General features: G+C 62.8%; 24 protein-coding genes and 1 pseudogene. 10 read left to right on the top strand and 15 right to left on the bottom strand.

What is annotated here, in order from left to right:
- Nucleotides 1-27: 27 nt before the first annotated feature.
- The 5 genes from V1288_RS29395 to V1288_RS29375 form a co-directional block, all read right to left on the bottom strand.
- Entirely contained in the window at nt 28-249 is a 222-nt protein-coding gene (locus tag V1288_RS29395; protein WP_334360349.1) for a hypothetical protein, read from the bottom strand.
- Between the two features lie 5 nt (nt 250-254).
- Nucleotides 255-758 carry a hypothetical protein gene (locus tag V1288_RS29390; RefSeq protein WP_334360348.1) on the bottom strand — a complete coding sequence of 168 codons (504 nt, stop codon included), beginning with the start codon at nt 756-758 and terminating at the stop codon, nt 255-257.
- On the bottom strand, nt 755-979 hold the full coding sequence (locus tag V1288_RS29385; RefSeq protein WP_334360347.1) for a hypothetical protein: 225 nt from the start codon (nt 977-979) through the stop codon (nt 755-757). Before V1288_RS29385 ends, V1288_RS29390 begins: the two co-directional genes overlap by 4 nt.
- A gap of 15 nt (nt 980-994) precedes the next feature.
- Nucleotides 995-1,177 (bottom strand): hypothetical protein, encoded by a 183-nt coding sequence (locus V1288_RS29380; protein ID WP_334360346.1) that lies wholly within the window; start codon nt 1,175-1,177, stop codon nt 995-997.
- Nucleotides 1,178-1,264: 87 nt separating this feature from the next.
- A complete protein-coding gene (locus V1288_RS29375; protein WP_334360345.1) occupies nt 1,265-1,714 on the bottom strand; it encodes a DUF2267 domain-containing protein in 450 nt (149 codons plus the stop codon).
- Between the two features lie 242 nt (nt 1,715-1,956).
- Between V1288_RS29375 and V1288_RS29370 the strand changes: the two genes are divergently transcribed.
- On the top strand, nt 1,957-3,579 hold the full coding sequence (locus V1288_RS29370; RefSeq protein ID WP_334360344.1) for an ABC-F family ATP-binding cassette domain-containing protein: 1,623 nt from the start codon (nt 1,957-1,959) through the stop codon (nt 3,577-3,579).
- A gap of 11 nt (nt 3,580-3,590) precedes the next feature.
- Here V1288_RS29370 and V1288_RS29365 read toward each other — a convergent pair whose 3' ends face one another.
- The gene (locus V1288_RS29365; protein WP_334360343.1) at nt 3,591-4,565 is read right to left on the bottom strand and encodes a glycerophosphodiester phosphodiesterase family protein; all 975 of its coding nucleotides are present in this window, start codon (nt 4,563-4,565) and stop codon (nt 3,591-3,593) included.
- 133 nt (nt 4,566-4,698) lie between these two features.
- A pseudogene (locus tag V1288_RS29360) lies at nt 4,699-6,782 on the bottom strand (methyl-accepting chemotaxis protein).
- A gap of 161 nt (nt 6,783-6,943) precedes the next feature.
- Between V1288_RS29360 and V1288_RS29355 the strand changes: the two are divergent.
- Entirely contained in the window at nt 6,944-7,705 is a 762-nt protein-coding gene (locus V1288_RS29355) for an SDR family oxidoreductase (protein ID WP_334360342.1), read from the top strand.
- Nucleotides 7,706-8,560: 855 nt separating this feature from the next.
- On the opposite strand, the gene V1288_RS29350 is transcribed toward V1288_RS29355, so the two are convergent.
- Nucleotides 8,561-8,815, bottom strand: a complete 255-nt coding sequence (locus V1288_RS29350; RefSeq protein WP_334360341.1) for a hypothetical protein — start codon at nt 8,813-8,815, stop codon at nt 8,561-8,563.
- A gap of 218 nt (nt 8,816-9,033) precedes the next feature.
- Here V1288_RS29350 and V1288_RS29345 point away from each other — a divergent pair, with 218 nt between their 5' ends.
- Nucleotides 9,034-9,291 (top strand): hypothetical protein, encoded by a 258-nt coding sequence (locus V1288_RS29345; protein ID WP_334360340.1) that lies wholly within the window; start codon nt 9,034-9,036, stop codon nt 9,289-9,291.
- A gap of 150 nt (nt 9,292-9,441) precedes the next feature.
- On the opposite strand, the gene V1288_RS29340 is transcribed toward V1288_RS29345, so the two are convergent.
- Nucleotides 9,442-9,873: a hypothetical protein gene (locus tag V1288_RS29340; protein WP_334360339.1), complete on the bottom strand. Its 432-nt coding sequence runs from the start codon at nt 9,871-9,873 to the stop codon at nt 9,442-9,444.
- Nucleotides 9,874-10,030: 157 nt separating this feature from the next.
- Here V1288_RS29340 and V1288_RS29335 point away from each other — a divergent pair, with 157 nt between their 5' ends.
- Nucleotides 10,031-11,704, top strand: coding sequence for a serine hydrolase domain-containing protein (locus V1288_RS29335; RefSeq protein WP_334360338.1), 1,674 nt, complete (start codon nt 10,031-10,033; stop codon nt 11,702-11,704).
- 147 nt (nt 11,705-11,851) lie between these two features.
- Complete coding sequence (locus tag V1288_RS29330; protein WP_334360337.1) at nt 11,852-12,640, top strand: SDR family NAD(P)-dependent oxidoreductase; 789 nt, start codon at nt 11,852-11,854, stop codon at nt 12,638-12,640.
- A 71-nt stretch (nt 12,641-12,711) separates the two neighbouring features.
- Here V1288_RS29330 and V1288_RS29325 read toward each other — a convergent pair whose 3' ends face one another.
- On the bottom strand, nt 12,712-12,864 hold the full coding sequence (locus tag V1288_RS29325) for a hypothetical protein (RefSeq protein WP_334361482.1): 153 nt from the start codon (nt 12,862-12,864) through the stop codon (nt 12,712-12,714).
- Between the two features lie 9 nt (nt 12,865-12,873).
- Entirely contained in the window at nt 12,874-13,107 is a 234-nt protein-coding gene (locus V1288_RS29320; RefSeq protein WP_334360336.1) for a DUF6894 family protein, read from the bottom strand.
- Between the two features lie 242 nt (nt 13,108-13,349).
- Between V1288_RS29320 and V1288_RS29315 the strand changes: the two genes are divergently transcribed.
- Nucleotides 13,350-13,535, top strand: a complete 186-nt coding sequence (locus V1288_RS29315) for a hypothetical protein (protein WP_334360335.1) — start codon at nt 13,350-13,352, stop codon at nt 13,533-13,535.
- A gap of 80 nt (nt 13,536-13,615) precedes the next feature.
- Here V1288_RS29315 and V1288_RS29310 read toward each other — a convergent pair whose 3' ends face one another.
- The 3 genes from V1288_RS29310 to V1288_RS29300 form a co-directional block, all read right to left on the bottom strand.
- Nucleotides 13,616-14,647, bottom strand: coding sequence for a hypothetical protein (locus V1288_RS29310; RefSeq protein ID WP_334360334.1), 1,032 nt, complete (start codon nt 14,645-14,647; stop codon nt 13,616-13,618).
- 250 nt (nt 14,648-14,897) lie between these two features.
- Nucleotides 14,898-15,080: a hypothetical protein gene (locus V1288_RS29305; RefSeq protein ID WP_334361481.1), complete on the bottom strand. Its 183-nt coding sequence runs from the start codon at nt 15,078-15,080 to the stop codon at nt 14,898-14,900.
- 9 nt (nt 15,081-15,089) lie between these two features.
- Nucleotides 15,090-15,323: a DUF6894 family protein gene (locus V1288_RS29300; RefSeq protein WP_334360333.1), complete on the bottom strand. Its 234-nt coding sequence runs from the start codon at nt 15,321-15,323 to the stop codon at nt 15,090-15,092.
- A gap of 352 nt (nt 15,324-15,675) precedes the next feature.
- Between V1288_RS29300 and V1288_RS29295 the strand changes: the two genes are divergently transcribed.
- The 4 genes from V1288_RS29295 to V1288_RS29280 all read left to right on the top strand — a co-directional run bounded on the left by V1288_RS29295 (nt 15,676) and on the right by V1288_RS29280 (nt 17,683).
- Complete coding sequence (locus V1288_RS29295; protein ID WP_334360332.1) at nt 15,676-16,014, top strand: hypothetical protein; 339 nt, start codon at nt 15,676-15,678, stop codon at nt 16,012-16,014.
- Between the two features lie 252 nt (nt 16,015-16,266).
- Nucleotides 16,267-16,857 (top strand): NADPH-dependent FMN reductase, encoded by a 591-nt coding sequence (locus V1288_RS29290; RefSeq protein ID WP_334360331.1) that lies wholly within the window; start codon nt 16,267-16,269, stop codon nt 16,855-16,857.
- Nucleotides 16,858-17,022: 165 nt separating this feature from the next.
- Nucleotides 17,023-17,379 carry a hypothetical protein gene (locus tag V1288_RS29285; RefSeq protein WP_442893870.1) on the top strand — a complete coding sequence of 119 codons (357 nt, stop codon included), beginning with the start codon at nt 17,023-17,025 and terminating at the stop codon, nt 17,377-17,379.
- 121 nt (nt 17,380-17,500) lie between these two features.
- Nucleotides 17,501-17,683 carry a hypothetical protein gene (locus V1288_RS29280; RefSeq protein WP_334360330.1) on the top strand — a complete coding sequence of 61 codons (183 nt, stop codon included), beginning with the start codon at nt 17,501-17,503 and terminating at the stop codon, nt 17,681-17,683.
- A 17-nt stretch (nt 17,684-17,700) separates the two neighbouring features.
- Here V1288_RS29280 and V1288_RS29275 read toward each other — a convergent pair whose 3' ends face one another.
- Complete coding sequence (locus V1288_RS29275) at nt 17,701-18,606, bottom strand: ketopantoate reductase family protein (protein ID WP_334360329.1); 906 nt, start codon at nt 18,604-18,606, stop codon at nt 17,701-17,703.
- Between the last annotated feature and the right edge of the window lie 241 nt (nt 18,607-18,847).

Genomic DNA, 18,847 nt, shown 5'->3' with positions numbered 1-18,847 from the left:
CGCCCTGCCGGGCCGACGGCATCCCGCCTATCCGCGGCCCTTGTTGGCAGCGTGATCATGCAACTGTTCGGTTTGGGCCCATTTGCTGTCCTGGCCCCGATCGCGCGAATGCTCGGCCTTGTCGCGGTTGGAGAGCACGTTATCGCCAATCAACTCGTCCTGCAGGTCGGTCATCGCGCCGGTGCCCGCGCCCTTGCCCTTGGCTCCCGGTCCCAGATGCCTGCCATCTCCGTGTGCTCCACGTGTCATGATCTCTATCCCTGCGGTTTTTGGGGCTTATGGCCCGACTGCCCCGGATGATTGTGCTTGTTGTGCTGGCTTTCCTGGTTGAGGCCGGCGCGACTCACCGGAAATTCCGATTGGCGTCCGCCACGCTTCGCGGTTTTTGCACCGCCTTCGCGCTGGGTGCGCGCAATCTGCTCCTCCCGCCTCGCGTCAGGAACATCAGGCTTCCTTTCCAGGATACGCAATTGCTGCTCATGGGTCTTCCTTCCCTGCAGCGGCATTTTCCGCGGGCCGCTGTCCCGATCGTTTTGCGGCGGTCCGCGGCGTCGGTCGCGAACTTCTGCCTTGTTGATGCCGCCCTGCGGATTGGTGTCGTTCTCGATGTCGCCCTCGAAGGTGTTGGCGCCTTCGAACTCCTCCAGCTCGTCCGGCGTAGCCCCCGCCATCGTCACGCCCTTCGATCCGCCAATCAGCGGGTTGCGGGCGAGATCTGCGTTGGTCGGCCTGTTCAGTTTCACATGCTTGGTGCTCATGACGTGCTCTTCGAACCTGGGTGGCTGCCACCGCCCTTTCGTTCCGGGCGATGCGTATGATGGGTATCGTGCTCGCCGCCGCCGCCGGACACTTTGCTGTGCCGGCGCTGTGGATCATCGGCCGGCGGTTTGCTGACGTGAAGGGGCTCCCAGGCGCTCTCGTGGGAAGCGCCCGGGCCGCCTTGGCGAATGCTCGCCGGCGTTTTTGTTGAAGTCGACATGGCGCTCGCTCCTGACTAGCGATCCTGCTGATAGCCCTGATGCGTGGTGTTCTGCGCGGTATTGCCGGGCTGTCCCTGTTCTCGGGGATTTTCGATATGGCCGCGGCCCTTCTGGGCCTGATGAGCGTTGCCGGTTTTCGGATCACCGGTGCCCTTGTGGCTTTGATTGTCCGGCGGCACGGGTGGAGGCTTGGTCATGGCTGTCTCCGTTGTCGCTTTCGAGAAACAACGCCCGCTGAACGCGAGAGTTCTTCTCGATTAGCGGAACCGCGATCACATGCCGCATCAGGCAGCCGAGGAAACCTGATTATCGGCGGGCCACAACTTCTGAACCTCTTCGGGAAGTGCGTGTCGGACCTTCTCGACCTGATGAGGATCGACATGGTGGTTCAGAACCCGAAACACCGCGCGCACCGCGTCATCAGCGCCGATCGGTTTCACGGAACTTAGTTCTGCCGAAACGATGGAGAGAAATTCGTCTGCCGATCGCCATGCCTTCGGCGTTTCACTCGGCCGCCATTGGTCATAGTAGGTGCCGCGCACCAACAGCGGGAGCTGCGCGCCAAGATGTGCGGCGAGATTGGCCGGAACCCGGTCACGGATGGTTCGCAGCACTGCGCCCAATACATGCCATGCCAGCTTGCGATCGCGCGGCAGCGTCGCCATCATTTCGTCCAACCAGGTGTTGGTGATTTGAAGGGTTCTGTCGAACACTTCGAGACCTGTTGCGCTCATGGAACTACTCCGTTCTTCAATTGGATATGACGAAGTAACGAGGCTTGCCCTGATCGGTTCGCGAGGCTCAAAGGTTTTGCCGCGACCGATTCTGCATCCGAGCGGCATGCGGTTGCAGGCATAATAGCTCCCGCCCATGGGTAGAGTGATCACTCCGAATGATGCTATTCGGAACCGCTTCCACCGGCGCGCCAGATGTCCTAAGCAGCGGGCCGCAGCGATTTCCTCCCTTTCAGGCCCCAATGATCCGTCTCGATAACGTCAGCAAGCAAGTCGGCCACCAGATCCTCTTCATCGAAGCCTCCGCGGCCCTCCAGAAGGGGGAGAAGATCGGCCTCGTCGGCCCGAACGGGGCGGGCAAGACCACGCTTTTCCGGATGATTTCGGGCCAGGAGCCGCCGGATGAGGGCCAGGTCTCGCTCGATCGGGGCATTACCATCGGATACTTCAGCCAGGACGTCGGTGAAATGTCGGGCCGCAGCGCGGTGGCAGAGGTGATGGACGGCGCAGGGCCCGTCAGCGCCGTAGCGAACGAGCTCCGGGAACTCGAGTCCGCGATGGCCGATCCCGATCGCGCCGACGACATGGACGAGATCATCGTGCGCTACGGCGAGGTGCAGCACCGTTTTGAGGAGCTCGATGGCTATGCCCTCGACGGCCGGGCGCGCGAGGCGTTGGCGGGCTTGGGCTTCAGCCAGGAGATGATGGAGGGCGACGTCGGCGCGCTTTCGGGCGGCTGGAAGATGCGCGTGGCGCTGGCGCGCATTCTCCTGATGCGTCCCGACGTGATGTTGCTGGACGAGCCGAGCAACCATCTCGACCTGGAGAGCCTGATCTGGCTGGAGCAGTTTCTGAAGGGGTACGAGGGCGCGCTGTTGATGACCTCGCATGACCGCGAGTTCATCAACCGCATCATCAACAAGGTCGTCGAGATCGACGGCGGCACGCTCTCGACCTATTCCGGTAATTACGAGTTCTACGAGCAGCAGCGCGCGCTGAACGAAAAACAGCAGCAGGCTCAGTTCGAGCGCCAGCAGGCGATGCTGGCCAAGGAAATCAAGTTCATCGAACGCTTCAAGGCGCGCGCTTCCCATGCAGCCCAGGTGCAGAGCCGGGTCAAGAAACTCGACAAGATCGAGCGCGTCGAGCCGCCGAAGCGCCGCCAGACGGTGGCGTTCGAATTCATGCCGGCGCCGCGCTCGGGCGAGGACGTCGTCAGCCTGAAGAATGTCCACAAGGGCTATGGCAGCCGCAGCATCTATCAGGGACTGGACTTCATGATCCGCCGCAAGGAGCGGTGGTGCGTGATGGGCGTTAACGGCGCCGGCAAGTCGACCCTGTTGAAGCTGGTGGCGGGTTCAGCCGAACCCGACGACGGCACGGTCGCCGTCGGCGGCAGCGTCAAGATGGGCTACTTCGCCCAGCATGCCATGGATCTGCTCGACGGCGAGCGCACCGTGTTCCAGTCGCTGGAGGATTCCTTCCCGCAAGCGGGCCAAGGCTCGCTCCGCGCGCTGGCGGGCTGCTTCGGCTTCTCGGGCGACGATGTCGAGAAAAAATGCCGGGTGCTGTCAGGCGGCGAGAAGGCGCGTCTCGTGATGGCAAAAATGCTTTACGACCCGCCGAATTTCCTGGTGCTGGACGAGCCGACCAACCATCTGGATCTCGCGACCAAGGAAATGCTGATCAACGCGCTCTCCGAGTTCGAGGGCACCATGCTGTTTGTCTCCCACGACCGGCATTTCCTGGCGGCGCTCTCCAACCGCGTGCTGGAGCTGACGCCCGAAGGCATTCATCAATTTGGCGGCGGCTACACCGAATATGTCGCGCGCACCGGGCACGAGGCGCCGGGGTTACGGAGCTAGCGGGCTATGGGCTACTTGCCCGTTAGCGGGGCGATGGCCTCGATTTCATTGGTCCAGATGCCGCCGGAATAGTTTTGCGGCAAACGCGCAAACTGCTCAGGCGTATCTATTCCGGTCGAGAACTCGCCGCCCCGGTAGGGGCCGAGCACGAAGACCTCGCTGTTGGCCGCCTTCATGCGGTTGAGGAAGCGGTCCGGCCAGCCCCACATCCACGGGGCGACGTTGATCGGCAGCATCACCATCGCGTTGTGGCAGGCTTTCGGCACCACACCGCTCCAGCCGTAGCCGATGTAGCCGAGGAGGCAGCTCTTGATCGCACCGCGCGAGATCGTCCGGACACCGGGCGCATACTGGCGCACGGTCTCGACCGGCTCGTCGCCGCCATAGACCATGATCTGCGCCCGGCGTTCGGCGGGAAGCTTGTTCAGCGCGGCCGCGAGCTTCTCTCCCTCGGAGGGGTCGCGGCTCTTTGCATTGATCAATAGCCGCTGTTCCGGAAAGGTTGCCAGCACCTCGCCTAGCGTTGGCATCAGGCCGATGCCCTTGCCGCGAAACGGAAAGGTCTTGCCGCCGTCAGCCGTATAGCCATGGCCGATATCGAGCTTCTTCAAATAGGCCATGGAGTGTTCGCGCGTGACGCCGTGGCCGTCGGTGCGGCAATCCAGCGTCCAGTCATGAAACACCGCGAATTCGCCGTCGGTGGTGGGATGAACGTCGAACTCGACGATATCGGCGCCCGCCGCAAAACCGGCTCGCATCGATTCGATCGTGTTCTCCAGATACTGGTGACTGGACGGAAGCATCCGCGCCGCGGTGCAGGTGTCGTTCTTCAGCTCGCGTTCGTCGAAGCGTTGGGCAATGCCGCGATGGGCGAGAAGTACGGGCTTGCCGTCCCGATGCGCGGCGAGATGGTTGGTGTTGTTGACGTAGACGGCTGCGGCGAAGACGACGATCGCCGCCGCGGCATATTTCAGTTTCTTGTTCAAGTGTGCCCCCGCGTAGGAGGCGCATTCGCTAGGCAGCATTTCTGTTCGATTTGCGGCGGAGGGCAGGGAAAGCCGAAACGCATGGCGCTACAACTTGCGCGCGGCTTGTCGGTCCGGAACTCGCCCGTTAGGCCTACGCCGCACGCACCTCCGAGAGGAAGCGGTTGACCTGTCCGGCGAGATCCTTGGACTGCGAGGACAATTGCTCGGCCGCACCGAGCACCTGATTGGCGGCGGCGCCGGTGTCGTCGGCGGCCTTCTGGACGCCGGTGATGTTGGAATTGACCTCCTGGGTACCGCGCGCGGCTTCCTGGACGCTGCGGGAGATTTCCTTGGTCGCGGAGCCCTGTTCCTCGATCGCGGCCGCAATCGCGGTGCCGATCTGGTCGATCTCGCCGATCACGTTGGCGACGTTCTGGATCGCCGTCACGGTCTGGTCGCTCGCCGCCTGAATCGCGGCGATCTGTTCGGAGATTTCAGTGGTCGCCTTTGCGGTCTGGCCGGCCAGCGATTTGACTTCAGAGGCGACAACGGCGAAGCCGCGGCCGGCATCGCCGGCGCGCGCGGCTTCGATGGTCGCGTTCAGCGCCAGAAGGTTGGTTTGCGCGGCAATGCTCTGGATCAGCGTCACGACGTCGCCGATCTTCTGCGCGCCGTCGGCGAGCGAGCGGGCGGTGTCGCCGGTGCGCCGCGCATTGTCGACTGCGCGGGCGGCGATTTCGGTCGATTGCGCGACCTGACGGCCGATCTCCGAGATCGAGGAGGCCAGTTCCTCGGTGGCGCTCGCCACCGTCTGCACGTTGGCGGAGGTTTGTTCGGAAGCGGCGGCAACGATGGCGGCCTGACGATTGGTAAGCGTTGCGGTCGACGACATCGACTGTGCGGTGTCTTCCATGACTGACGATGCCGACGACAGCCCGCCGACGAGTTCGGTAACCTTGGCTTCGAATACGCGGGTGAGCTCGTCGAGCACCTGGGCGCGGCGCATCTTGCCGTCGTTCTCGGCGGCCTTTTCGGCTGCGAGCCGTTCGGCCTCGATCATGCTGTCCTTGAAGATACCAACGGCAGCGGACATCGCGCCAATCTCATCGCTGCGCCCGGTGCCGGCGATTTCACCGGACACGTCGCCGCTGGCCAGCCGCGACATGGTGGCGGTGAGGTCGATGATCGGCTTGCAGACCCGGCGGCGCACCATCGCGATCAGCGCGCCGCTTGCGGTGACAACCGCGGCCAGGCCTGCGAGCGCAATCAGGAAGCTGAAGCGCGCGGAGGAATAGGCTTCACCGAGCACCTGTTCAGCGTTATCGTAAAAGGCGTCGCGGACCGTAATGATGGACGCAAGACCGAGTTGCGTCTCTGCGTAGTAGGTCTCCATATCGTGTTCATATTTGCCGCTGATGGCGCCATCCTTGACGAGCTTCAGCTCTTTGCCGAAACGATCGACATAGGCTGCGTTCATCTTGTCAAGCGCGGTGACCACATTGGCCGGCGTGGAGGGATTGCCGCGCAATTCCTGCAGCGTCATCAGAATCTGATCGTTTCGCCCCTGCGAGCGGCTGATCTCCATCTTCTCGGCTTCGGTGGCTACCCGGTTGGCGCCGATGAGATTCTTGTGCAGGCTGGAGTTGAGACCGCCGACGTCGCGTAGCGTCCAGGCGATATTGGCGTAGCTTGCCTGCCGGTAGGCCGTGCCGTCGAGCAGCGCAATCTTGCGCACCTGCTCGTCGAGCAGCGTGGTGATAGCCTTGTTGAAGACCGAGTTGTCGGAGACGATTTTCTTGGCCGCATCGCGGCGGGCTTCCGGCGGACCGGTGAGGGCCTTGTCGATGGCCGTGCGCAGCGCAGCGAACTGTGAGTTCAGGGCATCGATGCTGCTGGTGACGGCGGCACTGTCGTCGATCGCGCCGGGCAGAGTCGTTTTGACCCGGTTCATTTTGTGTCGCGCGCGCCATCGGTGTTCTTGCGATATTTGTCGAGTTCGGCGATCAGCTTCGGATCCACGGCGGGAGGTCCGAACATGATGTTGGTGGCAAAGCCACGCTCGGGATTCATGTAGCGCGGGATATCGCCGACCGCGCGCACCAGCTCCAGCCGGCTCTGGGCGACCGAAACCTTGTCCATGGTCTGGTATTTCGAAGCCGCCACATAGACGGCGAGCCCGCCGCCGACGGCGGAAAGCGAGACGATGGCAGTGGTCAGGAGGGTGCCGATTTTCATGGGATTTTAGGCCATTTGCGCGGGTCAGGGCATGTAGGCCACCAGTATAGGTGGTGCAACTTAATCCAGAGTTTACAGTGGTGGCGTGTCACGCCGGCGCCTTGCACAGTCGTCTTGATGCAGTGCGGGTTGCCGCGGCTTTCGAGAGAGGAGCGAGGAAAATGAAGATCGTTGTCATCGGTGGAACAGGCCTTATCGGCTCGAAATTGGCATCTCTGCTCCGGTCGCGCGGCCATGAGGTGCTGCAGGCGTCGCCGAGCAGGGGCGTCAACGCTGTGACCGGAGAGGGCCTGCAAGTAGCGCTTGCAGGCGCCGACATTGTCGTTGATGTGTCGAATTCGCCCTCGTTCGAGGACAAGGCGGTACTGCACTTCTTCGAGATGGGGACGCGCAACCTGATCGCGGCCGCGAAGCAGGGCGGCGTACGGCATTGCGTTGCGCTGTCGATCGTCGGCACCGACCGGCTCGAGAGCAGCGGCTACTTCCGTGCCAAGCTGGCACAGGAGCGGCTGATCGCGAAATCCGGCCTGGCCTACACGATCCTGCGCGCTACCCAGTTCTTCGAATTCGTCGGCGCGATCGCAGATTCCGGGCGCAGGGATGGCGCGGTCCACGTCTCCAGCCAGTTGATGCAGCCGTTGCTTTCCGACGAGGTCGCCGTCGCGCTCGCCGACGTGACCCTCGGGGATCCCGCCAACGGCATACGCGAGGTCGCAGGTCCGGAACCGGCGACGCTTGCGGATTTCGTCGGCCGCTGGCTGCGCAAGCAGGGCGACAGCAGCAAGATCGTGTCGGGCGCTGACGTGCCGTATTTCGGTGCGCCGCTCGCGTTGCGCACGCTGGTGCCGGACGCTGGCGCGCGGATCATGCCGACGCGTTTCGACGATTGGCTGAGCAGGGCGGCGCTTCGCTCCTCGCAATGACGCCGAAAATTGCACGGGCTCGTCATGCCCGCGAAGGCGGGCATCCAGTACGCCGCGACTTCTTGGTTCAATCACTGGCGTCTCTGGAATACCGGATCGTCCGCCCCAGTGCGCAATTGCGCACAAGGCGGACGATGACAACTGAATATGACGTTATGATCTCGCGGCGCGTCGCGCCCGAGGTTTGCACTTGAACTGTACCCTCTCGTTCAGAGGGCGCAGGGAAGACCGGGTGCTTGCTGCACCCGCGGTCTCGCGTGCGATTTGCGCAAACAAAACTGCACACGAGCATACAGGGCAGCGGGAGCATTCCGGCCTTCCCTGCGCAATGGCTTTACGGCTTACTTCGTGCTCTTCCCGGAGAACGGCTCTGTTGCCTCCGTCGCTGCGCAAACAGTTTCACGCAACTTAGCGCCAGCACCGCGGCGCCCGAACCACACGACTTCGCCGTACGCGTCCGGCGCGTACGTCTAGCGCGCCATCAGCGTCCATCGCATCTCACCGCGCGTTCGTGACGATGGCCAACGCCCCTCATCTGCCGTGAGACGGGCGGAGTTATGGAGCTGATTTGGGTGAGAACGAAAGCAGAATATTTTTGCTGGGAGGGCTGGACAGATTTTTGGTGATTTGCCCGTCGTGCCAGCTTGTCGCAGGCCGCTACATGTATTTACGCTTGCGCACGAAGCAAATCAGTTCGCAGTCCGTGTGGACAAAGCCACCGGATCGCGGCGAATGCCGCGCCCCGCGACGAGCGCAATAGCGCTCGCGTAGTGATGACAGGCCCCGCGTGCCCACCATCAAGATGCACGATCGATGATGGATGGTGGACACGGCGCACAGGCGCCTTTGCCCGCATCACTGCATATCTTCGGTGGCGCCCTTTGCGGCGGAGCGGGGCTGGGCCGGCGCCTTGGAGCCCATCGCCTCACAGGGCCGCTGCGTCCATGAGCCGTCGGCCGCCTGCTGATAGGCATGGCAGCTGCCGGCCGCGGGCGCCTCGGTCGCCTTCGCCGTATGGGCGTTCGTGCTGGAATTCCTGGCGAGCGTCGGCGCTGCCAAGGTGAGGAGGGCGGCCGCCGAACCGAAGAAGATCGCTTGCCCTAACCGCATGGAAAATTCTCCTTTGTCGAAAAATGCTGTCTTCTTCCCAGGAAAGATTGTGGAGTTTCTTGGGAATGCCGATGGGTATGCCGGCGCTTGCTTAACGTTTGGCAAACGCCTCCGGGGGGCTGACGCGCCGTAGCACTGGTCGAATTCTATTCTCGCAGCCGGGAACCAGTTCCTTCGGCCGTGCGTTGGCTTGGCATCATGCCGAAGGCACGGCGTCCATGCGTCGGGAAAGATCGCGTCCGGAAAAGTCACTCTTCAATGCGCTACTGACCCATTTCCTGATGGGCGTGGCGCTTGGGCTGTCGCTGGTCCTATTGCTCGGCCTGACCGATGCCTTCCATGTCAGGGACCTTGTCGCCAAAAGTGACGCACCTGTTCAGACCACGGTGATGCTGGTCACGACCTATGGGTTGATGTTCGGCATCGGCGCGGCGCTGACGGGTCTGGTGCTGACGCTGGAGGAGGAGGAGAGCTGACGGCGAATGGGCTGCTGCCGACTAGAGCGAGATGACTTTTCTTCGAATCGTCATCTCGCTCTATCTCTTTGATTTGAGCATGATCTCCGCGCAGACGCGTTCCGCGTTTGTCGCGAGGGAAAACCGGTACCCACTTTTCCGGATCATGCTCTAGCGGTGCAGGCGGGCGATCGTGCCGGCGATGATCTGCATCGCGACGCCGACCACCCATCCGGCCATGATCATCGATATCCATGCCAAATGCGGATCGTGGCGCAGCACGATCACGCCGACGCAAGCGAACGCCGAGAATGCCGCGAGGAAGGTGCCGACCGCGCTGAGCAGCTCCGGCGTGTCGATCTTGCCTTCCCAGGCGCCATCAGACCCGCCGTCCGATGCAGTGAGGCGATGGGGCGGCGTATCGATGCCAAGGTAAAAGCCGACGGCGCCGCCGATCATCATCAGGAGCAGGAAGGCCTGATTGGTGAGGGCGGAATGGCTCGTTCCCACCAGAGCCGCCACGAACAACCCGCTCGCCGCACCTGCCATGGCAAGCCCAAGGCGTTCCAGCACGTGGGCGACTTTTCGGACGCGGGTTTGCATGGGCGGTGCCCGCCGGTTACCGAGGGAGCTTAGGACCGTTTCCAGCGAGCTGGAAGCAACCTAGCGGTGCAGATGGTGCCGAATTGATACAGCGCAAGGTGTGAGGCGTAGTATAGACTTTGCGTCAAGCTGGAAGGGAATAGCGAGGCCTGACCCGATGCGATTGCGCCTGGACCTGCTTGTGCTCTTGGCTGCGACCCTGGGCCTGGCGACAACCTCGACCGCGCGATCGGAATCACCGGACGAGACTGCCCGCGTCGATCAATTGTTCCAGCAGTGGGACAAGCCGAATTCTCCCGGCTGCGCCGTGGCCGTCATGAAAGATGGCCGGATCGTCCATAAGCGCGGCTACGGCATGGCGGACCTCGATCGCGGCGAGAAGATCACGCCTGCGACCGTGTTTCATGTCGGCTCCATATCCAAGCAGTTCACGGCCGCGGCGGTGCTGGTGTTGGAGCACGAGGGCAAGCTTTCGCGCGACGACGCCGTGAAGACCTATGTGCCCGAGCTGCCGGATTTTGGCGTCAAGATCACGCTTCGTCACTTGCTGCATCACACCAGCGGGTTGCGTGACCAATGGGAGCTATTGACGCTTGCGGGTTGGCGCCCCTCGGATTTGATCACTGACCAAGACGTACTGACGATAATGTCGCGCCAGCGAACGCTCAACTTTCCACCCGGTTCTGAATTCCTCTATTCAAATACGGGTTTCACGCTTCTGGCGCAGGTCGTCAAGCGCGTGAGCGGCAGGACATTTCGTAGCTTTACAACGGAGCGCGTTTTCCAGCCCCTTGTCATGAAACATACGCACTTTCGCGATGATCACGCGGAAATCGTTGAGAACATCGCTTATGGTTACAGGCAGAAGGGAAGTCGCTTCGACTTGAATGTTCCCAATTTCGATACCGTGGGCGCGACAAGTCTTCTTACCACGGTCGAGGATTTGGCGCTTTGGGATGAAAATTTCTACACAGCCCGCGTTGGCGGTGAAGCGATTATCAAGGAATTGCAGGAGCCGCGACGTCTGGACGACGGCACGGCTATCGACTACGCGGCCGGCCTGGTCGTCACCAGATATCGCGGCCTGAAAATCGCCGAGCATGCTGGTGAAGATGCCGGCTACAAAGCCGCTATGATGCGATTCCCCGGCCAGCATTTCTCCGTCGCGACGTTGTGCAATCTCGCCTCCATCAATCCCGGCGCATTGAATCGGAAGATCGCTGATATCTATCTCGCCCCCGAGCTTGCGTCTGCTGATGCTGCAGATGGCGATTTCACGACGTTGCCCCAGCCCGGCCCCGACAGGCTGGCCGCTCTCGCGGGCGTATATGTCGATCCTGATGACATTCGCGTTCTGCGCCTGCACGTGGAAGATGGGAAACTTTGGGGTGGAGGCCTCAACGGCAAAGGGTACGAGCTGAGAGCGATCAGCGACACGCGATTCCGCTATGTTGTTTTCCAGACCGAATTGAGCTTCCGGCCGGACGAGGCCGGGACGCCCAGCGGATTCACTGCGCGAACCAAAGCAGGCAAGTCGTTCCACTTCAGCCGCGCGGCCGCCTATCAGCCAACGGTCGCACAGCTTGAGGGTTTCACCGGCATGTTTCGCAGCGACGAAATCGACCTGCCGTATGAAGTGATCATCAAGGACGGTCATCTGGTGGTGCGATCGAAGGCAGCGGATCTGCCGCTGCTTCCCGTCACGACTGACCTGTTCGTGAACGGGCAGAATCGAATTCGATTTACACGTAATGACCAGGGGCATGTTTCGGGTGCGTTGCTCAGCACCCTCAGGATCCGCAACTTTCGTTTTGAGCGATTGGCAAGGTAGCAAGCTGGCATAATCCGTATTCGGCTACGCACTAATGAGTCCGCGATTGAGATCAGGTAAGAGATGGATGCCCGTGACATCCAGGGCGAGGGGCCCTCCGTGCTGTTTGTTCGGGCATGATGACATCCCTCGAAAGGAGTTACCGACATGAGCCTGCTCGATAATCCATTCGACCCTGCAAGCGAGGCGGCGCTCGTCACCGGCGCGGGCAACGGGATCGGCCGCGCGATCGCGCAAGCCCTGGTCGGCGAGGGTGTGCGAACGGTATTCGCCGACGTGAACCGGGAAACGGTGACCGCAGCCGTCAACGCTTCGTCGCGGCCGGAGCTCGCCGTGCCCTGGGTCGGCGATCTCGCCGATGTCGCGGCGCGCGAGGCGCTATTGGCGGAAGCAGCCGCCACCCTCGGGCGCGTGACGCACTTCGTGCACAGCGCCTCTCCGCCGCGGCGCGAAGCGGATCATGCGCTTGGCGTCAGCACGGAGACCTGGGCGCAGATGCATGCGGTGAATCTTGAAGCCGGATTCCATCTGTCGCGCGAACTGGCGCGAAAGCTGATCGCCGACAAAAGACCCGGCTCGTTCCTGCTCTTGACCTCGCTGCATGCCGGTACCCCGCGCAACCTGCCGCATTACTCGACGTCGAAGGCGGGGCTTTCGGTGCTGGTGAAGGAGCTGGCGAAGACGTTCGGCCGCTTCGGCATCCGCGTCAACGCGCTGGTGCCCGGCGCGATTGCGGCCGGCGGCTTCGTCGCCGATCCCGCGCTCGCAAAACACATTCCGCTCGGCCGGCTCGGCCAGGCCAGCGATCTTGCGCCGCTCGCGCTGGCGGTGCTGTCGAACCGGATATCGGCTTACGTTACGGGCGCCGCGATCGTGATCGACGGTGGCCTGTCGCTGACGAACTGGTTCGAGCCGCCGGAATTAGGGGATTTGTAGGTAATGAATTATAGGATGGGCAAAAGCCACCGGGTCGCAAGAGCGCCTTTGCCCAGCCTACATCCTAAGCGCTATGTGCTCTCATGCTTCGCGTGCCATTTCGGGCCGGGGCCGCGCATGTAGTGCAACTCGGGGCGGTAGGGGTCGCGGGCCAGGTCGACCAGCCTGTGCCAATGGATCACGATCTCTGTCAGGCGCCGGAGAAGCGGTTGCATGGCCAGCATGGCGACCTCTCAATGCAGCTTGCCGAGCACGGACGAAAACGGCAGGGCGAAGATTTCGTCGTTGAGATCGTCGCTGACATGCAACGTCCAGTCGCGCCAGTCTTCCGGGCCCTGCGCCGCAATCAGCGACTGCACGACGCGGGCGGCGTGCTCGCGCACCTCGGTCAGGTTTCCGACGGCAGTGCCGCGCTGGTCGATGCATACGCCTTCGGAATTGGAGTAGTGGAAATAGACTTTTGCCATGTCCGACTCCCGCGATTGCGATTCACGCTGAAAAATACCAGCCGCAAGATCGACTTGATATTCGGGGAGATTGCGGACGGGATATTACGGGGACCCGCAGTGGAACCGCGCGATCCCTAAACTTGTCCGAAAATTATCTGCCGCAGCGGGAGGAACGAGACTTTCGGTTCGGCAGTTTCACGAGCAAGCCGCGATGACCGAAACGCTGCGGCCTGGACTGGTGGAACCCTGGGGAGAGCGACATGATGTCGGAAATGCAGATCCACACGATTGCGCGCCAGATGATGGAGAAGCACGGCCTCACCGCGATCGCGCAAGCCGCGCATAATGCACAGGCTTGCGAGAGCAAGGGTGATGCCGAGGAAGCCAGGGAATGGCGTCATATCGAGGACGCCATGAAGCTGATGCGGGGACCGCATCAGAGCTAGCGGATTGGCGTGGCCAGTTGGATCAGCAGCGCATCACGCCGCCGGCGGCGCGCCGCGCAGCATCCGGGGAACGCAGCTCCCTACCGCAGCGGCATCGGTGGGCGCACCACTGGTGCGCCGTCGTCGGCCATCGTTTGCTGGGGTGGCGGCAATGGCGCGCCGGCTTGCGCCGGCGGCAGCGGTGCTGCGGGCGCGGCGGCAATCGGTGCCGGTGAATAGGACGGCGAATAGGAATAGGCCGGCTTCGGCTTGCGCGCAGGCGGCGGGGCGGCCGGCCGCGGCGCAGGCGGCGTCAGCGCCGACACCCTGGGCCGCACGTTCTGCTCGACAGGCCTGGCTTCGGCCGCCTTGCCCTCCGAGGCTTTGGCAAGTTCACGCGCCATTTGGGCCTGGCTCGCTTTGAGCTGCGCGATGGTGGCTTTCAACTCCTCCACCTGCTGGCCCATTGCGGCGAGATCCTGCGTCATCGATTGCAACTGGGCCGACTCTGCGGAAGGCGCGGCAGAAGGCGCGACCGCAGCCGTGGCGGCGGGTTCGGGCTGGGTCGGTGCCGCTGCCACCGGCTGCTGCGCGGCGGCCGGATCAGCCGCGGCGGCCTGGACTGCAGGCGCGTTTGGTTGCTCGGCAATGGCAGGCTTGTCCGAGGACAATGCAGCCAGCACAAAGGGCGGCGTCCACTCGGCGGCCATCGCCTTGGCATGATCGCCATAGTGCTGCCAGGCGGCGGCAGCCATTGCGCCGCACAGGCCCAGGAGCGCCATGACAATGCGCTTCACCCATTTGGCCGTCGGCCGTTCGCCAAGAGGCTTGAGACCGTCCACCTTGATCTCGCTCGGCCTGACATTCTCGATCCGGATATCGCGCACGTCGGGCGCACGAAACGTCGGTTCGACCTGCGGGGTTGGCGCGACCGAAATCGCGGGCGCGACGTGAATTTGCGGTGCCGCCGCGGGCTGGGTTTGCGGCCCCGCCGCAACATCTACCGGCGGCGCCGCTGGATGGGCGGCCGGATCGTGCGCCAGCGGCGGCGCCTTTTCGGCATGCGCGGCCAGCAGCGTCTCGATCGCAAAGACGTCGTGCGGATCGGTGTCTTTCAGCGTTGGCGATTGCATTGGCGGTCCCTTGCTCAGTCCAATGGCACCCACATCGGGCGGCGAGCACGCTTTGCGGTGTCGAAATCCCGGAAAGCCTTGTCCAAGCCGCCACACGGCCAGCGAGGTTTGACCAAAGCAAGGCAATCTCGTGGAGAGGTTGGGGCCGCGGGTTCCAGGCGCTGGACCGGCGCGCAGCAAAGAATGCGAAGGGAATCGGGATTTTCCAGGTCTGGCGCCGAACGTGTCGGCTGCGCGGTCGGCCGGGTCCTTAGAGGGCAACGCCTGCGATGTCGGCGCGATGCCTGGCGTGCCATTTCGGGCCGGGGCCGCGCATGTAGTGGCGCTCGGGACGATAGGGGTCGCGGGCGCGCTCGATCAGGCGGTGGCACCGCGCCATCATGGCATCGAGGCGGCGAAGCAGCGGCATGAAGGGCGGTCGCGCCGGCAGCATGGCAGCCTCTCAGTGCGGCTTGCCGAGGACGAAGGCGAACGGCAGAACGAAGATCTCGTCGTCGAAATCGTCGCTGACATGCACGACCCAGTCGCGCCAGTCTTCCGAGTCGCGTCCCATGATCAGCGACCGGACGATGCAGGCCGCGCGGTCGCGGGCCTCGGCGAGGTCGCTCACCGCTTCGCCGGACCGGTCGATCCGGACTTCCCGGGAGTTCGAACAGTGGAAATAAACCTGGGCCATGTTGGCCTCCTGCGCATAAGCGAAGCTACTCGTATTGGTACGAAGCTAGCCGCAGAAGGTTCTGCCCAACCGTGATGCACCTCACATCGGATCGTTAAGATTTTATTAATACTATAGAGGTCAAATTTTAGGCATGGAATCGCAGCGGAACCGGACCTCCCGAGCCGGCAGTTGCAAGAGAAGGCCGGCGGCGTAATGCCCGCCGGCCTTTTCTCTTGGGGCTTCTCCTTGGCGGGCCTCTTGGCGGTGACATGCAGGCGATGCTTCTGAACATCACGGCGCTGTGAATCGCCCTCCGGAACAAGCATCTCGTCTCGTCCGTTCGCTGTTCATATGAACAGGAGAGTGAACGATGACGAAACTGACACTGCTTGGCGGGGCCGCGATCCTTGCGACCGCACTTGCCACGCCTGCGATGTCGCAGGAAGCGACCCAGGAGCCCGGCATGATCGGGTTCACCTACCCGAACTCCAACTATCTGCGCGGCGGGTATGGCGTGCGGACGCCAAGCCGCTATGACTATAGCTACTATGGACCTCGCGTCTATTACGGACCTCGCGTCTATTACGGTCCCGGGCCTGTTGGGCTTGCGGCTGGCGTAGCCGCCGGTGCGATCGGAACGGCGGCTGCGATCGCAGGCGCGCCATACGTTGATTCCTACGCCTATTATGACGAGCCCGGCTATTGGTAGAGCCGGACGCGCAACTGCAACGAAGCGGCCGCAAGGCCGCTTTTTTGTTGGCTTGATTCGGCGGGCGGTGGCGTCTCTATGCGGTAATCCGGAAAAGATGCAGCTTCATCCGGGAATTATCGAAGAGCATGAAGTCCGGCCTTAGGTATCGCGCGGCAGCCTTTTCGGTTTATTTTGCGGCAGGCGAGGGCTTGCATGGGAATGGCCCGCATGGTTCGGATGCATCATCCAATGTCTCAAGGTGCAGGTCCCATGAGCAACCGCATTCTCGTCTTTTACGGCTCCTACCGGTCCGACCGCATGGGCATCCGGCTGGCGCAATTCGTTGTCGAGGGATTTGCCGCCCGCGGCGATGATGTCGAACTGATCGACGCCAAGGCGATCGGCCTGCCGATGCTGGACCGGATGTACAAGGAATATCCGAAAGGCGGCGCGCCGGACGCGCTCGAGAAACTGGCCGGGCGGATCCGCACCGCCGACGGCTTCGTGTTCGTCACCGGCGAGTACAATTGGGGCATGCAGCCGGGGCTGAAAAACCTCACCGACCATTTCCTCGAAGAATGGTTCTGGCGTCCCGCCGCGATTGCCAGCTATTCGGCCGGCCGCTTCTCCGGCGCGCGCGCGGCGCTGGCATGGCATGGCACGCTGTCGGAAATGGGCATGGTGGTGATTTCGAGCTCGATCGCGGTCGGCCCGATCGCGCAGACGCTCAGCGAAGACGCCAAGCCGACCGGCGACGGCGGCAAGGCGCTGTCGCACACGTTTCCGCGCTTTGCCGATGATCTCGCGTGGTGGATGGAGGCGGCGCGGGCGCAGCGGGAAAAGAAGAAGCCGCCGTATTGAGCGATGCTCCTCCCATCCCACGAACTGCGCCATGCCGCGATTGGAACGCAATGTTGGCGGAGGCGCACCCATTTTTTGCCACGGCTGGACAGCAGATTGCGTGTCGCCTGCCTTCCTCCCGAGTTGCCTGAGGCAGCTCATCCGCTCCATATGCCGGAAAAACTGATGTCGCCCATGAAAGCGCGCTGCGGTCTGCTTGTTGTTGCCGTCATGGCTGCGCTGGGCGGATCGGTGGCCTTCGCACAGAACCTCGATCAGGGAAAACCGGCGCCAAAACTGTTTGCCGAAAGTTGCGTGTCCTGCCATCGCAGCCCGCGCGGGCTCGCCAAGGGCCGCTTTCACCTCACGCTCTATCTGTTCCTGCAGAAGCACTACTCCAGCGGCTCCAGCTCGGCTTGGGCGCTGACGTCCTATCTGGAATCCATCGACAATGCGAAGCGCGTTGCGGCGAAGCCACAGGTTGCCGCGACAGCCGCGTCGCGGTCACGCTTGCGTCCGCCGGCGCCGGTGCCGGCACGATAGGCCCCGCGCTATCAGCCACGACTTGCTCACGGCTGCGCTACGAAATCTCCTTAGCCCGGCCATCTTTTCGACCTTTGCCGGCCTAGCATCCTAGGGGTGCGTGTGGCGGGGAGTAACGACGATGGTGGTGGCTGAACTCCAGACCAAAGTGGAGAAGTATGAGACGAAAGCCTCGCGCTGCGAACAGCAGGCGCGGGATGCAACCGACAAGGCCGAGCAGAGCTTTTATGAGGTGCTGGCCGGCTACTACGGCAGCTTGGCCACGGATTTCCGGAAGATCCTCGAGAAGCGCCTGGTCGCGTAGGCGGCCGTTGATTCGGGCTATTTCCGCGACATCGCCTTGCCCCGTTCCGCCAGCTTCACCATGACCTGCAGGGCATGATTGGTCGGCGTGGCAATGCCGAGCTCGGCGCCCTTGCGCACCACGTAGCCGTTGAGAAAGTCGATCTCGCTGGGCTTGCCGCGCGCAAGATCCTGCGCGGTAGACGACATCTGGTTCGGCATGTTGGCGGGGATTTTCAGGATCTGCTCGATGATATCGTCTGATATCGATACGCCGCAGGCGCGGGCGACGGATGCTGCTTCCTGCACCGCGCGCGTGACGACATCGCTTGTGCCTTCGACTTCCAGCATCGGGCCGTAGGAGATGCCGGCCACGGCGGAAAGCGCGTTAAAGGCGCAGTTGATGATCAGCTTGCTCCACAGCGTCTTGTCGATGTCATCGGCGATCGTGGTGCGGATGCCGGCGGCTCGAAGCGTTTGCGCCAGCGCTTCGCTCGCGGCGGAGGGGCCGATGGCGAGGTCGCCGCCGCCGTGATGCCGGACGTGTCCGGGCCCGGCCATCTCGCTGCCGACATAGACGACGACGGGAATGACGGCGTGGCCGGTGACGGCGGAAAGACGCGACGCGTTGTCGACGCCGTTCTGCAGGCTGAGAACGGATGCTTGCGGCAGCAAGCGTCCGGCAAGCGATCGGCCTGCCTGCTCGGTATCGGCCGACTTCACGCACACCAGCACCAGATCGGGTGAGGCAAGCGCCGTTGCGTCGGTTGCGGCTTTGGCGGGCAGGTGGCCTTTGAACGTGTTGGTATCCAGCAGCAGGCCATGAGTGTTGATGGCATCGACATGCGGCGGCCGGCCGATGAACGTCACGTCATGCCCGGCCCTCAGCAGCAGTCCTCCATAGTAGCACCCGACCGCTCCGGCACCGACGACTGCGACTTGCATGCTTTTCTCCCGTTCGGCGGACGCCGGTTTGAATAGGGCGAGTTAGCCAATGGGTCGCGCGAATGCGCACCCCCGACGAGCGCAATTGCGCTCGCGTAGTGATGACAGGCTCAGCGTAACCCGCCGATAGAACGCATGTCAGGCCCTTCTGCTAACCGGTTGGGCTCTCACCATTAATTGAGCGTAACTGAGCGTGGGGAATACGCCATCCAATCCGCTGATCTTTCACTGTCTCGGGCGA

It is taken from the genome of Bradyrhizobium sp. AZCC 2176 (assembly GCF_036924645.1).
Classification (GTDB): domain Bacteria; phylum Pseudomonadota; class Alphaproteobacteria; order Rhizobiales; family Xanthobacteraceae; genus Bradyrhizobium.
The sequence above is the reverse complement of the archived record's forward strand: the minus strand, read 5'-3'. Positions and strand labels throughout refer to the sequence as shown.